General features: G+C 63.1%; 11 protein-coding genes. 9 read left to right on the top strand and 2 right to left on the bottom strand.

All coding sequences use genetic code 11. The features are described from left to right. Nucleotides 1–24: 24 nt before the first annotated feature. From GXN78_RS29755 to GXN78_RS29745, 3 genes are all read left to right on the top strand, one after another. A complete protein-coding gene (locus GXN78_RS29755) occupies nucleotides 25–3720 on the top strand; it encodes a patatin-like protein (RefSeq protein ID WP_106561427.1) in 3696 nt (1231 codons plus the stop codon). A gap of 85 nt (nucleotides 3721–3805) precedes the next feature. After that, nucleotides 3806–4453: a hypothetical protein gene (locus tag GXN78_RS29750; protein ID WP_106561428.1), complete on the top strand. Its 648-nt coding sequence runs from the start codon at nucleotides 3806–3808 to the stop codon at nucleotides 4451–4453. 297 nt (nucleotides 4454–4750) lie between these two features. Next, nucleotides 4751–6127 (top strand): IS4 family transposase, encoded by a 1377-nt coding sequence (locus tag GXN78_RS29745; protein ID WP_106561512.1) that lies wholly within the window; start codon nucleotides 4751–4753, stop codon nucleotides 6125–6127. A 12-nt stretch (nucleotides 6128–6139) separates the two neighbouring features. On the opposite strand, the gene GXN78_RS29740 is transcribed toward GXN78_RS29745, so the two are convergent. Next, nucleotides 6140–7687, bottom strand: a complete 1548-nt coding sequence (locus GXN78_RS29740; protein WP_106561497.1) for a cytochrome P450 — start codon at nucleotides 7685–7687, stop codon at nucleotides 6140–6142. On the opposite strand from GXN78_RS29740, the gene GXN78_RS29735 reads away from it, so the two are divergent. Continuing rightward, a complete protein-coding gene (locus GXN78_RS29735) occupies nucleotides 7686–7832 on the top strand; it encodes a hypothetical protein (protein WP_164255877.1) in 147 nt (48 codons plus the stop codon). The two genes, GXN78_RS29740 and GXN78_RS29735, sit on opposite strands and share 2 nt — an antisense overlap. Nucleotides 7833–7983: 151 nt before the next feature. Next, the gene (locus GXN78_RS29730) at nucleotides 7984–9228 is read left to right on the top strand and encodes an IS4 family transposase (RefSeq protein ID WP_164255875.1); all 1245 of its coding nucleotides are present in this window, start codon (nucleotides 7984–7986) and stop codon (nucleotides 9226–9228) included. A gap of 400 nt (nucleotides 9229–9628) precedes the next feature. On the opposite strand, the gene GXN78_RS41525 is transcribed toward GXN78_RS29730, so the two are convergent. Further along, nucleotides 9629–10966, bottom strand: a complete 1338-nt coding sequence (locus GXN78_RS41525) for a BTAD domain-containing putative transcriptional regulator (RefSeq protein ID WP_106560155.1) — start codon at nucleotides 10964–10966, stop codon at nucleotides 9629–9631. 29 nt (nucleotides 10967–10995) lie between these two features. On the opposite strand from GXN78_RS41525, the gene GXN78_RS29720 reads away from it, so the two are divergent. From GXN78_RS29720 to GXN78_RS29705, 4 genes are all read left to right on the top strand, one after another. Then, complete coding sequence (locus GXN78_RS29720) at nucleotides 10996–11190, top strand: DUF1059 domain-containing protein (RefSeq protein ID WP_106560154.1); 195 nt, start codon at nucleotides 10996–10998, stop codon at nucleotides 11188–11190. A gap of 519 nt (nucleotides 11191–11709) precedes the next feature. Next, nucleotides 11710–11961, top strand: a complete 252-nt coding sequence (locus GXN78_RS29715; RefSeq protein ID WP_146163168.1) for a hypothetical protein — start codon at nucleotides 11710–11712, stop codon at nucleotides 11959–11961. Next, the gene (locus GXN78_RS29710; RefSeq protein ID WP_106560152.1) at nucleotides 11958–12335 is read left to right on the top strand and encodes a hypothetical protein; all 378 of its coding nucleotides are present in this window, start codon (nucleotides 11958–11960) and stop codon (nucleotides 12333–12335) included. Before GXN78_RS29715 ends, GXN78_RS29710 begins: the two co-directional genes overlap by 4 nt. Before the next feature lie 96 nt (nucleotides 12336–12431). Further along, on the top strand, nucleotides 12432–12920 hold the full coding sequence (locus GXN78_RS29705; RefSeq protein WP_146163167.1) for a hypothetical protein: 489 nt from the start codon (nucleotides 12432–12434) through the stop codon (nucleotides 12918–12920). The last annotated feature ends 180 nt before the right edge of the window (nucleotides 12921–13100 follow it).

Genomic DNA, 13100 nt, shown 5'->3' with positions numbered 1-13100 from the left:
GAGACTCACTCTAGGGACCTTCACATGCGCGAAGAACTCCGTCTCGCCCTCGTGATGAATGGTGGCGTCAGCCTGGCCGTCTGGATGGGAGGCGCGACCGCCGAGATCTGGCGACTGGTCACCGCCAGGACCAGCGACCAGCATCCCGTCTACCAGCGCCTGCTGGCACTCACCGACACCGAGGCGCGCGTGGACGTGATCAGCGGCACTAGCGCCGGGGGTATCAACGGCGCCGCACTCGCCTTGGCTCTGGTCCACGATACCGACTTCATGGAACTGCGCCAGGTTTGGACGGAAATCGGGGATTTCCAGGCGCTGCTGCGAAGCCCGATGGACACCCAGAACCCCGGCTCGATCCTGAAGGGCGACGACTACTTCCTGCCCGAAGTCCAGGCCGCCTTCGAGAAGCTGGCCGGTCCCCAGAAGGCCGTGAAGCACAGCACCGAAGCGCTTCCGCTCGATCTGAAACTCACTGCCACCATGCTCAGCGGCGCCCAGGGACGCAATGTTGACGACCTGGGCGCCGACCTGCACGACGTCGACTACCGCGCGTACTTTCACTTCTGCCGGAAGGGCCCGCAGGACGACTTCCATGGTCCGGAAGCCGTGAAGCGGCTTGCCCGGGCGGCCCGCTCGACCGCGTCCTTCCCCTTTGCCTTCGAGCCTTCGCGCGTCGGTCCAACCAGCGAATCGCACCTACGCACCTACCGCCACGACGCCATGAAGCAGACCCGCTACGTCGTCGATGGCGGCATCCTAGACAACAAGCCGTTTCGCGGCGCCCGGGACGCCATCTTCGACATGCCGCACAGAACGAAGGTGCGACGCGTGATGGCCTACATCAACCCCGACCCTGGAGACGGCCCGCCGTTCGACTTCGGCGAGAAAAAGGAAGCCCCAATGCCTGCGATGTCCTCGGTGATCGCCGCGGCCGTCATGGGCATCCCTACCTCCCAGACCATCGCCGACCAGCTCATGGAGATTCGCCGGCACAACGACGAAGTGAGGGCGCGGCGCTCGAACGTCCAAACGCTGGCGATCTCGCTCGCTGGACAGCCGAGCAAGGTGCTCGACCTTGCGGAGCAGCTGTACCGCAGCTATCGGGAGCGCCGCCTCTCGACGACCTTCGAGCTGTTCATCTTCGAGCCGCTGACCCTGGCGGCCTCGCGCGATGCCCGATACGCCGAGACCATGAAGCGCTTCGGTAGGAACACGCGGGACGCCATGCGCCGCCAATTCGCGAGCAACGAGGGTCGGGGTTGGCTGCCCGCTGGATTCAAACGGGACGACCCTGTGGGCGGTGAATGGACCTGGGGCATGTTCCCCATCGAGTTCTCGATCACTGTGGCGATGAATCTGCTGCGCCTCGTACAGTCAGTCAACGAGAAGCACTTCAAGGTTGGCATGGCCGTTGGCCGGGAGTGGGATGAACTCTTCGAATGCGTCCGCGTGATTCAGGCGCAACGCGCGAAGGAGACCGAGGCTTGGCGAGCGATCGTCAGGAAGCATCTCGACGCACTCGTCACGGAGGAAGAGCAGGGCCTGCGGAAGCAGTCGCCGCAAGAGCAGGTTCGCGCCATCTTGGTCTGGCACCAGGGCTTGTTCGAGGAACTCTTCGACATCACCCGGGCGCCGGGCAGGCAGGCTGTCTGCAAAGACCTGGGGCAACGCGTCGCCACTGTTTGCAGTAGCGCATCAAAGCACGCCGACATGCTGTGGCAAGAGTCACACAACGGCGCGAACTCGAGCCGCTCCGAGGATCTCGCGGAGCTGAATGCCATGTGGGACCTGTCCCAGATGCTGACCGCGCCGACGCCGGGTCTCGATCCCGGGGTCGATGGGACGTTGAGCGTTCTGATGGCGCTGGAGGTGGTGGAGTTCGCCTTCACCGATCATCAGGAGATGTGCTCGGACACGCTGATAGAACTGGTGCAAATCAGCGGCAATGACGCGAGCCCTTTGGGCGGCCGGCATGCCGCGGCAGACAAGCTGCGCGGCATCCAGGTGGCGCATTTCGGCGCCTTCTACAAGCGCTCTTGGCGCGCCAACGATTGGACCTACGGGCGCTTGGACTGCAGTTCGCGCATCGTGGACATCCTGCTCAGTCCCGTGCGCCTATTCAACCAGTACAAGGACGAGCCCGACAAAGTGTTCGACGAACTCAAAAAGCTGGCGTTGGCGTTGGACGAGAGCAAGGGTGTGTCGGACCAATTGCGAGAGCAGCTCAAGGCCGACTGGGAGGCGGAGGATTGCGATGCCGAACTCCAGGCTGAGCTTGCATTCCTGAAATCGAACGCCGATCACATGCCCGACGCTTTGCCCCGATGTGCGCGCGCCCTGAGTCGACGACTGCATTACGAGATCGCCATGCAAGAGATGGGGCACATCGCAACCGCCGTCGAAGCCGACCAGAGCAACGGGGCGCTGGCGTCCGGCCCGGGCCACACTCTGATGTGCCGGCTGCACCGCATCCGAGCCATCGCCGATGTGGATAGGGGCTTCGTCCAGAGCATGCTCGGGCAGTTTAAACAGCAGGACCCCACCGTCCGCAGCAGTCCGGCGGCCGCGCGCGACCTGATCGGCTCCGGGCTCCTCGCAAAAGAGAGCTTTCACACCGAGGTTGGCTCCGACCTCATGACCCAGACCTTCGCCCACACCATGGCGACTACGCAGAGCACTCTGGCAGGCAAATCGGCGCAGCTGGGCGCCGTAGCCACCTTTTTCAGGGCCTTGCACCTGCCTGTGTTCGCCTTCTACATGGCGGCGAGCTCGCTGGCCAAGCAATCGGCCACCGCCGCAGCGGTGATTGCATTGCTGCTTGGCGTGGGCATCACGCTGGTTACCGTGAGCGTTGCCTCCAAGGATTTGCCGGACACAATCGCCACCATCGGATGGGCAGCGTTGTGCGCCGGCGTGCTGATGGCCTGTGCGGCCTCGAAGCGGACTGCCGTGTGGATCCTGGTGCCCCTTGTGCTCGGCATGGGTTTCATCGTGGCGAATACCGACAATGCCCCGCTGTGGATCTGGGTGACTGTTCTGATAATGGTCCTGGCCCTGATGAACCGTCTGCAGTTTCCGGTTGCGCTGGTGGCGATCCTCTGCGCCGGCGTCTTCAGCAGCGGAAGCTCGCCGAAACGACTCATCGACGCGCCGGCGGCCGTGCTCACCCTGGTGGTCGTCGTCGCGCTCGTCGTTGCCTACCGCCACGGCACGACGCGGCGCAGGCGTGATTGGCGCAGCGTGGTCATGGAGGCGTTGCGCACGCCGGAGCCCTCGAGGGCGTGGTCCACGGCGGTGGCCTCGCTAGGCATTGCATCGCTGGTGGCCAGCATCCTGCCGCTGGACGGATGGGTGCTGAACGTGGCGATGGCGAGCGGGAGCTACCAGCCGGTCTTTGATGAACCCTCGCTCGCGCTCGTGCAGGTGCTTGCGTTCGGTGCGTACTGTGCAGTTGTCGCCTTGCTCGTGTGGCTCGTGCTGCGGCGTTTCAAGATCATGGATCAGGTTCCCCAGAAGTACCGTGCCGTGCGGCTGTTCGGAATCGGCCTGGGCCTGGTGGTGCTCTGTTCGATCGGCGCCGCTCTGGACATCACCGTGCCGATCGGCGACGCCCACTATGCGCTGTCGGTTCTGTTGCCCATCCTTCTGTTCCCGGCACTCGCGCTGCTGGTCGTTGCGGTGGTCCGGGTGTGTGTCGGGTACGGCAAGGGCCCGGCGTAGCGGGCGCAGCGCCCGGCGGCCCGGTCGGCAGCCCTCGACAGAAAGCTCAATGGCGTAGAGACCAGGTACCGAAAGGGGAAATCAGATGTGCGAAGCGGTCAATGAGAGCCCGCCTGACCAGGACGAATCCTGGCTCCAGGACAAGCGCAAAGCGGACTACGGCGCTGAGCTCGCCCGTGGTGCTGCGCAAAACGCGGCGGACACCGCCGCCCGGGAGAAGAGCCTTGAAAGGCTCTACGACTACACCAAATTCCACATTCAGGCATACCTGACCCTCGCCACGGTGTACGTTGGCGTGGCCAACTTGAAGGCGGGGAAGGATCAACTACTGATCCCGATGAGCCCCTGGTTCGTGCTTCTGGCAGTCATTGCCTTTGCAGTCGCTGGGTTTGCCGGAGGGGTGATAGTGAGCAGCATCACTCAGTACATAGGCCCGCCCAACCGAAGCAGTGAGACATTCTTGGCCGAGAGGATCGGACCAATGTGGAAGAGGGGCTGGCCAGCTTTGAAATGGACCTACTTGGAGCACGGGGCCTTCTGGGCGGGGCTGGCGCTGGCTGCACTTTCGATAATCTCGGGCCGCGTTTGCAGCTACGAATCGTCGACATGCCCGTACTTTGGTTTGCCGGTGCCTCAGGCGGACTCGCCTGCAGAAAATAGAACCGGCGCGACGCCGCCCAGTGTGACAGTCAATCAGCTTGGCGGCATGACCCACCGTTTAAGGCAACGCTGAATAAGGCCCCGGACTTCTCCATCCAGTGGTCACATCGTTCGCGGCGCCTGAATTGAGGTTCTTTTCGGCGCCGCAACGCGAATTCGGAGCAAATTGCTTCGCACAGTGACCCATTGCGAGCCGCGCGGCGAGCGATTGGCTCGCATGGCTGCCCTTAAGAGGAATGGCACTTACTTTGGGCCGCTGAGCCGTCGGCGAGGCGTAAGTGCTTGATTGCAAAGGGAGGGTGGCTGACCCTGGATCGATAGGATGGTTGGTTACGAAGCATCCAAACCATCTCACCAAAGGCCAGCCAGCATGGATCGTAAAGCCCGAAGCGATTTGCATCAACGCCGCAGAGGCATTCAACGGCGGGCACGCACGACCGAGGCGGTGGAGTTCTTCAACATCCTGACGAGCCCGCAGTTGCTCGAGACGACCGAAGCGCTGCTGCCCGAGCATCGCGAGCGGCTGTATCCGCCGACGGTGACGCTGTCGATGTTCATGCGCCAGACGCTGGAGGCCGATGGCTCATGCCAGAAGGCGGTCAATGGCTGGGCGGCGCAGCGCGCGGCCGACGGGTTGAGCGCGTGCAGCGTTCGCACGGGCGCGTATTGCAAGGCTCGCCAGCGCTTGCCCTTGGAGATGGTCACGGCGCTCACACAGCAAACGGGGCGCGAGCTGAGCGCAAAGGCGTTGGCGCCCTGGAAGTGGCGAGGCCGCGCGGTCAAGTTGGTGGACGGCACGGGCCTGTCGATGCCCGACACGCCCGAGAACCAGGCGGTGTATCCGCAGCCCAGCACGCAGGCACCGGGCGTGGGCTTCCCGCTGGCGCGGCTGGTGGCGGTGATCTGCCTGGCCACTGGAGCAGCCCTGGACGCGGCGATTGGCCCGTACAGCGGCAAGGGCAGCGGAGAACTCGCGCTGGTGCGCCGCCTGCTCGAAGGCTTTGGCGCGGGCGATGTGATGCTCGCCGACGCGCTGTACTGCAACTACTTCCTGATCGCCGCGCTGCTGGACAAGGGCGTGGACGTCGTGTTCGAGCAGCACGGAGCGCGGATCACGGACTTCCGCCGCGGCCAGCAGTTGGGCACGCGCGATCACATCGTGTGCTGGCCCAGGCCGGCGCGTCCCGAGTGGATGACACACGAGCAGTACGCGCGCGTGCCCGAGGACATCATGCTGCGCGAAGCCAAGGTGGGCCACCAGGTGCTGGTCACCACGCTGCTGGAGCCTCGAGAGGTGAGCAAGAGTGATCTGTCGGCGCTCTACGCACGCCGCTGGAACGTCGAGCTGGACCTGCGAAACCTCAAGACCACCACGGGCATGGAGGTGCTGAGCTGCCAGACGCCGCAGATGAACGAGAAACAGATGTGGGTGCACCTGCTGGCCTACAACGTGATCCGGCTGCTGATGGCGCAGGCCGCTTGCAAGGCCGGCGTCGATCCGCGCGGCCTGAGCTTCAAACACACGGTGCAACTATGGACGGAGTGGACCACGCGCGGACTATGCGCCGCGAAGGACAACCAGCGGCTGTTCGCATTGATCGCTCAATCCAAAGTCGGCCACCGCCCAGGGCGCATCGAGCCGCGAATGCGAAAGCGACGGCCCAAACCGTACCCATGGCTGAAGACGCCGCGCGAGCAGGCCCGTCGACATGTGCAGCGACACGGTCACGCGTGCAGGCCAAAGTAAGTGCCATTCGTCTTAAGACAGGAATGCCGCGCCTGAGCACGACACGGGGCTCTGAACAGTCTCCCCGTCGGCGGCGCTCGCCGCGGGAGTGGTTGTAGCGCGGCGAAGCGTAAGTTTTAGTGCCAGCCCGGCCGGCGACATTGTCAGCTTGAGATGCTCCCGCGGTCCACCCGCGGGGGTCGACATGGTCGAGATCTCGAAGTTCGAGAAGAGCATCGTCATCACCATCTTGATCTCGGCCAGAGCCAGGTAGCGACCAGGACAGACCCTGGGGCCCGCTCCGAACGGCATCACCACGCGCTTGGCGCTCATCATTCCGCCACCTTCAGCGTGGCCACCCTTCAGCCAGCGAGAGGGGCGGAACGCATGGGGCTCGTCAAAGTGGCCCTGATCCATGCCCGCCGGGCGCATCACGCACGTGATAAATGTCCCCTTGGGAACCGCGACATCGCCAACCACTACGTCCTGATGCGCCTGGACGATATTCATCGGCGCGACCGGCTTGAGTCGCATCGCTTCGTTGGCGCAGGCCTCGAGGAAGTCGAGCTGCGACAGCTGTTCCAGCGATTGCGGGATCGATCCTTCGCCGACGATCGCGTCCGCTTCCGCTTGAGCGCTCTCCCACTCCTTCGGATGTTCGTGCAGCAGCCAGATGAGCCAGCCGATCGTGTTGGCGGTCGTGTCTTCGCCGGCGAGAAGCATACCCAGGACATTTCCAGAGAGCTCCTCGTCGGTGAGCCTGGCTCCTTCGCTGTCGCAGGCGGCGATCAGTGCCTGCAGGAGGTTCTGAGGCCGGTTGGCGAGATCCGACTGCTGTTCGAGCTGATGCCGCGCATCCCGGATAAACCCCTGGACTGCCTCGCTGAGCGCCGCTACGTGCAGCCGGACTCCGGGCTTGGGGAGCCAGTGTTCGACGTCGATCGGCGCCAACGCCCGGCGCAACAACGTCGGAAAGATCACGTTCAGGTGCTGCTGGATAGCATCTTGATCGCCTTTCTCCGTGGTGTTCAGGTTGCAGCCGAACGCCAGACAGGTTGTCACGTCGACGGTGTAGCGCATGAGGTCGGCCAGAACGTCGATCTCACGGCTCTCGCGTGCCGCCTTGATCCACCGATCCCTCAGCTTGGCGGCGACGTCCACGATTTGCGGCAAGAAGGTTTTCATGTGCGCAGGATCCAGCCCAGCCATCACGAGCTGGCGCTGCCGGCGCCAGGCATCCTCATTTGCCGTGAAAAGGCCATGAAACCCGAGATCCTTGGCCACCTGCACCAAGCGCGGACCTTTGAAAAAGACCTCTGGCCGCCGCTTGAGCACCGACGCAATGACTGCGGGGTCGCTGACGCCTAGAAAATTGCGATCGGTGATCCGGAAGCGGAACAAGCTCCCGAACTCTTTCGCCCACCCCTCGAGCTGCAGGTGGAAGGACTCGGGTTTGATTTGATGGGCATTGCCGAGCACCGGAAGGCCCTTGGGGCCCGGCACATCGCTGTAGGGCCGAATGCTGAGGCTGGCGGAGCCGGCCGTGGAAGTGGAACCGAGATCGGCTTGGTCGACGTCCATGGAGGCCTCCACCAGTGTTGGGCGTCATGCTAAACCTGCCGAGCGCCGGCGCCAACTGCATCAGATCTGCGACATCGTATTGACCAAGGAGTCGATGAACGGAAATTTCTTCCGGATCGGGCAGTTTACGGCTGCCATGGTCTGATCCAGCATCCGCTTCGTTGAAGTCGAGGACCGTTCGGAGCCCCTCTGAAGGCGTAGGGGATTGTGACGGGGTCTGGCCATGAGCCAATACTGTTCGATTAGAGTAATGTCGCCTACAATTGCTTCCGTGGCAACTCGATGGCGGACGGGATATGGCACGGACGAAGGCAGTGTTGGGCGAGGGAGCCAGGCTTAGCGACTTCTTGGCGGCCAGTTTGCTGGCCCGGGTGGTACCAGCCGATGTCGTGCACGCTGTGCTGGACGAGCACGGCTGCAACAGCCAACGCATTCGCAGCTTCCCTGCGGTGGCTGGGGTCTACTACTGCATGGCCTTGAGCCTGTATCCCGAAGCAGCCTACGAAGAGGTCTTCGCCGTCGTCTCTCAGGGTCTGGCCTGGGCCAGTGGGGGCGCGCAGCCGGCCCTTGTGGCCAAGTCTTCCATTAGCGCTTTGCGCAGCCGCATCGGCTCGGCACCCTTGAGCGACTTGATCAAGCGCTGCTGTGTGCCTTTGGCCAATCCCCAGGATCATCCGCAAGCGTTCTTTGCCGGCTTGCGGCTTGTAGCGTTTGACGGCAGCACGTTCGAGCTACCTGACGAGGCTGATAACGCGCGGGATTTCGGTTACCCGAGCAGCAGTGCGATCACCGCTGGCCATGCCGGCTATCCGCAGGCTCGCTGCGCCGTATTGATCGAGTGCGCGACACACGCCATTCTCGGTGCCAAGATTGGGGCCTTTAGCGATGGCGAGCGAGGGCTCGCGGCCGCGTTGCTGCCGCGTCTCGAGTCAGGCATGCTTTGCATGGCCGACCGGGGCTTCAACTCCTTCGAACATTGGCGTCAGGCCACAGCCACGGGAGCGCAGTTGCTATGGCGATGCGGGAGCACGTGGAAGATGCCGGTCCAACGCGTGCTCGATGATGGGTCGTTCCTCAGTGTCATCCGCCCCAGCAATGTTCCCCGAGCTGAGGCCGAGCAGCAAGCCATGACTGTGCGCGTGATCGACTATGAGTTGCCGGGCTTGGATGACGCGCAGCCGCGCTACCGACTCCTGACGACGTTGTTGGACCCGCAGCGCGCACCCGCCATGGAGCTGGCAGCGCTGTATCACCAGCGCTGGGAGATCGAGTCCGTGTTCGATGAACTCAAGACGCATTTGCGGCAGAGCCGGCGGGTGCTCCGAAGCAAGACACCCGAGCTGGTGCGTCAAGAGTTCTACGGCTGGGTGCTGGCGCACTACGCGGTGAGATGGCTGCTGCATCAAGGGGCCTCCAACCACCGAATACCTCACGCCGAGCTGTCCTTCAAAGGACACGTAGAACTCCTCCGACGTACGCAGCCCCACTCCGGGGCCTTTCCCCCCAGCGAGGCCCAAAAAGCGACGACGCTGGTTCCGTGAACTGCTCCAGGCCAGCGGCAGCATTCGCGCATCGAGGACTCTCAATCGGCGTTCTCCGCGGATGGTCAAACGACGCACCTCACCGTACGCGGGTCACGACCGCGCCGCTCCGACTCGCGTACCCGTGGACTTCGCGCCCTGCTTGTTCTCAGGGCCGCCAGGTGCCCCAATACAAATTGTCCGGCGCTCCGGCGTGCGGCCATGGTCGCCAACCAACCCTTCAGGCAGCTTTTCTACTTAAGCGAACAGTATTGGGCCATGAGCGGCTGGTCAGCCTCCGCTCGGAATTCGCGAGATAGCGGATGTCCGCGGCCCGTGCGTGGCATACCGGGCAGCGCACGCACACGAGCTGGCGTCAAGAACACTCAGCCGTAGCGGGCTTCTGGTAGGGCATTCCTGGTCACTTCTTCGTGGCTTCGCGCGTCGGCGCTTTCGGCGCAGACCCGACCTGGACAGCAAACAGCCGCCATTCACCCGGGACGCCCCGAAGGGTGTGCAGGCCGCGATCATCGAACTCGATGTCAGACCCTGTCATGAGGTCCTTGACGGTGGACGAAACAAGGACTTCGTCGGCTTGCGCGTGGGCGGCGATGCGAGCACCTAGGTGGACGGCGATGCCGCACACCTTGCCGTCCAGGACCTCGCATTCCCCCGTGTGTATGCCCACCCTCAGACTGACACCCAGCGCGCCGACCTGCTGCATGACCTTGCAGGCGCACGCCACGGCCTGCACAGGGCTCTCGAAGGTGGCGAGAAAGCCATCGCCCGCCGTGTCGACCTCGTGACCGCCTGCTCTTTCGAGTTGCCGCCGAACGATGTCCTGATGCTTCAGCAGGAGATCCTGCCAGGCATGATCCCCGATAGCTGCCGCGAGCTCGGTCGAGCCGACGATGTCGGTGAACAAGACGGTCTTCAATTCGCGCGCTACAGCCCCTCGGCGACCGGCGTCGCCCTGGAGAAGCCGCCTGTGAACAGCCAGCGTCGCGGGACTGGGGGATGCGCCGAGGTCGTCGCTCAGCAGTCGGCGCAAGCGCTCGTAGATCAGCAGGGCCTCAGCGACGTTGCCCTGAAGCGCAAGAATTTCCATCATGAAGCGATAGCCAGATTCCCGGTAGGGCGCCAGCTTCATCAGTGCGCGCGCCGAACGCGCGGCCGATGTCAGCTCGCTGCCGCGCAGGGCGAGGCCGGTATTGGCGACGCACTCGTGGGCTCGCATCAGGACGTCTTCGATCTGTTCGCGGGTCGCGTCGACCCAGGCTGCGTCATAGCCTGGAAGAAAGGGCCGCATGGCGATGTGCAAGGCGACGCGGGCCGGCCCCCATGCGGCCGTCCAGTCCTGGCGCGAGGCGGCGGACTCCGCCCGATGCAGGCCCTCGAGGGCGGCTTCCAGGTCGATCCAGGCATCTGCCGGAAGCACCAGCCGCAGCTCCTGCTTCCCCACCACGGCGTGCGTGCCCACCACTCCTCGGAGCTTGGTGAGCAAGGCGCTGAGTGCCGCGTCGGCAGCAGACGGGGGGTTGTTCGGCCAGAGCACATCCGTGAGCTGGGATCGAGTAACGGCGTGCCTGCGGTTCGCCGCGAGATATGCAAAGAGAAGTCGTCCCTGCCGCCCCGGCAACAACTCCTCGATGCGGCGCCCCTCGAGCTTGGCCACCAGTCGGCCGCACAGTTGGATCCGCGTTTCCGACCCGGGCGCCAAGGTTTCGCCAAGGTTTTCTCCATGCTCGTCTGGCAGCATACTGACACCCCCGTTGAAAGGAGTAAGACATGGGAAAGCTGATCAACTGCGAATGCGGCGAAGCGGTCCGTGGCTCCACCGATGAGGAACTTATCGCGGCCGTACAGGCACATGTGAACCGCGATCACCCGGAACTGATCGGAAAGCTGTCGCCCCAGGACATTCTAAGTATGGCCGAGGAGGACGACGACGACGCCAAGGGCGCCAACCGAACACCCTCGTAGTCCGGCTACAGCGGGGCCGGCTGTCGGGCGGCACCTCAGCAGCTCCCAAAAGCGCGGCAGCTCTGCATGCTCCATCCGACGTCGAACTGCAGCGACTCTCCGGCCGAGTTCTCGAGTTCGATGGGAAATAGCCGACCACGGGGATATCCGTCCATGCACGTCCACTCGTCCACCGCCGCGCTCCAGCAGGTCATCGACGCTGACGCTGCAGATTACGGCGATGAAGATTGACAACCGCTGCAGTCGGCTGCGGTCATTGCAAACGTGTTCGCAGAAACGTACGCTGTGCCCGCGCAGCGCTTGACTATATCGTCAGGCCTATCGCAAGTGTCGCGAGCTCGTCGTAGCATGGCGCGGTGTGCGCTTAGCGTTCGGGACTGAAGAACCCCTGCGTTGCCGTTCGTCGTCGGGCTGTCAAGGTATCCAACCGAAGGTGGGACCGCCAGCCTGAGTGAGAGAGCTACAGCTTCAATTCAGGGAGACCTCACTTGCTCACCGGATTGGGGGTCGGATATGACCATGTTCCATGGCGTGCCAAGCATCCACCTGCTGCAGTGGGTCGCGCCGTTGCTACTTGCGGTGTTGACGAGCTCGGTATTGGCTCAGCGTGCCGAGCGGCCGGACATCAAAGTTGGTGATCGTTGGAAGTATGAGCAGCGCGACCGGCGCACCGGAGGCTCGGAGGCTCGGAGGGGCAGTATGTTCGCGTTGTCACTGCTGTCACGGCAACACATATCGAAGGCACCGAAAACGATGGAAAGTTTCTCATGACCATCGACATGAACCAGCTCGAATCGCCTACAAACAGCAATACCGATCCGAAGTACCTGGATTTCCCTCTCGAAGTGGGAAAGAAATGGGAGTTCAAGAACAAATGGACAAACAAGACCAGGGTGGCCAGCGGGCGTGACCAATTGGACATATTCGTTGTCGCCTACGAGAAAGTGACGGTTCCCGCTGGGGAGTTCGACGCATTCAAGATCGAAGCAAAGGGATTTTGGAACAACGACACCTCGCGCGCAAATGGTCGAGCGATTCGAACCTACTGGTTTGCTCCTGCCGCCAAGGCTGTCGTTAGATTCGAGAACGACGATGGCTACAACCGGTGGGTCAGGGAACTGACAGAACTGCAGCTCCAGCGGTGAGACCGGTGGTAGTCAAGTCGGCGACGGAGGCCGCGGGGCCAATGATGGACCCTTCGTCGAACCAATGGCCGCTTTGCTCGGCGCAGGAGTGCCGACTTGAAAGATGAACCTGGCGAGATTGACATGCAGATGGCTGGCTACGCCATCGGAGGCGCCGTGTTCTTCGCCTGCATTGTGTCGGCACTCATCGGAGGGGAGGACCGGACATTTCAGGTGATGCTATGCCTGCTCGGCGGCTCAGTAGGATGGGCGGCCGGGATTGTTGCCACGCCCCTTAGTGAGGACGAGAAAAGCAAATTCTCCGGTATCGCAAAGGCGTTCGTCGCATTAGGCTCCGGCTACGTCATCGGCAAGATCGAGGGCCAGCTCGTCACACTTGTCTCGGGTCTCATCGCCTCGAACACCGCTACGCTGGCTTTCAGGGTCGTACTGTTTCTCACCTGCACCACCATCGGCTTCTTATTCACCCTGGTGACGCGCCTATACGGTACTACCGAGCAGGAAAAGCGCAAAAAACACGAAGCTCGACTCCTTGGACAAGCCGAGGAAATCCTCGAGAAAATCCAGAAGGCTCGGAAGGCCTAGCTCCGCGGCGACCGCCAGAGCGGAGGACCCCGCTCCGGTGGACTGGTAGCCATCCAACGCGCTCAGACGCTCAGGTTGCCGCCTCACAGCAGACTGACCAATGCCGGAAAGCAGTCACTGGGAGGCCGGCCCCGCCATCGACCCGTGTTCCTGTGGACGAGTTGCTCAAGCTGTCGTCGG

It is taken from the genome of Variovorax sp. WS11 (assembly GCF_010499245.1).
GTDB lineage: Bacteria > Pseudomonadota > Gammaproteobacteria > Burkholderiales > Burkholderiaceae_C > Variovorax.
The sequence above is the reverse complement of the archived record's forward strand: the minus strand, read 5'-3'. Positions and strand labels throughout refer to the sequence as shown.

Excerpts from the sequence above, each read along its gene's own strand:
- GXN78_RS29755 (WP_106561427.1), top strand. The coding sequence starts at position 25 with ATGCGCGAAGAACTCCGTCTCGCCCTCGTGATGAATGGTGGCGTCAGC.
- GXN78_RS29750 (WP_106561428.1), top strand. The coding sequence starts at position 3,806 with ATGTGCGAAGCGGTCAATGAGAGCCCGCCTGACCAGGACGAATCCTGG.
- GXN78_RS29745 (WP_106561512.1), top strand. The coding sequence starts at position 4,751 with ATGGATCGTAAAGCCCGAAGCGATTTGCATCAACGCCGCAGAGGCATT.
- GXN78_RS29735 (WP_164255877.1), top strand. The coding sequence starts at position 7,686 with ATGGAGGCCTCCACCAGTGTTGGGCGTCATGCTAAACCTGCCGAGCGC.
- GXN78_RS29740 (WP_106561497.1), bottom strand. The coding sequence starts at position 7,687 with ATGGACGTCGACCAAGCCGATCTCGGTTCCACTTCCACGGCCGGCTCC.
- GXN78_RS29730 (WP_164255875.1), top strand. The coding sequence starts at position 7,984 with ATGGCACGGACGAAGGCAGTGTTGGGCGAGGGAGCCAGGCTTAGCGAC.
- GXN78_RS41525 (WP_106560155.1), bottom strand. The coding sequence starts at position 10,966 with ATGCTGCCAGACGAGCATGGAGAAAACCTTGGCGAAACCTTGGCGCCC.
- GXN78_RS29720 (WP_106560154.1), top strand. The coding sequence starts at position 10,996 with ATGGGAAAGCTGATCAACTGCGAATGCGGCGAAGCGGTCCGTGGCTCC.
- GXN78_RS29715 (WP_146163168.1), top strand. The coding sequence starts at position 11,710 with ATGTTCCATGGCGTGCCAAGCATCCACCTGCTGCAGTGGGTCGCGCCG.
- GXN78_RS29710 (WP_106560152.1), top strand. The coding sequence starts at position 11,958 with ATGACCATCGACATGAACCAGCTCGAATCGCCTACAAACAGCAATACC.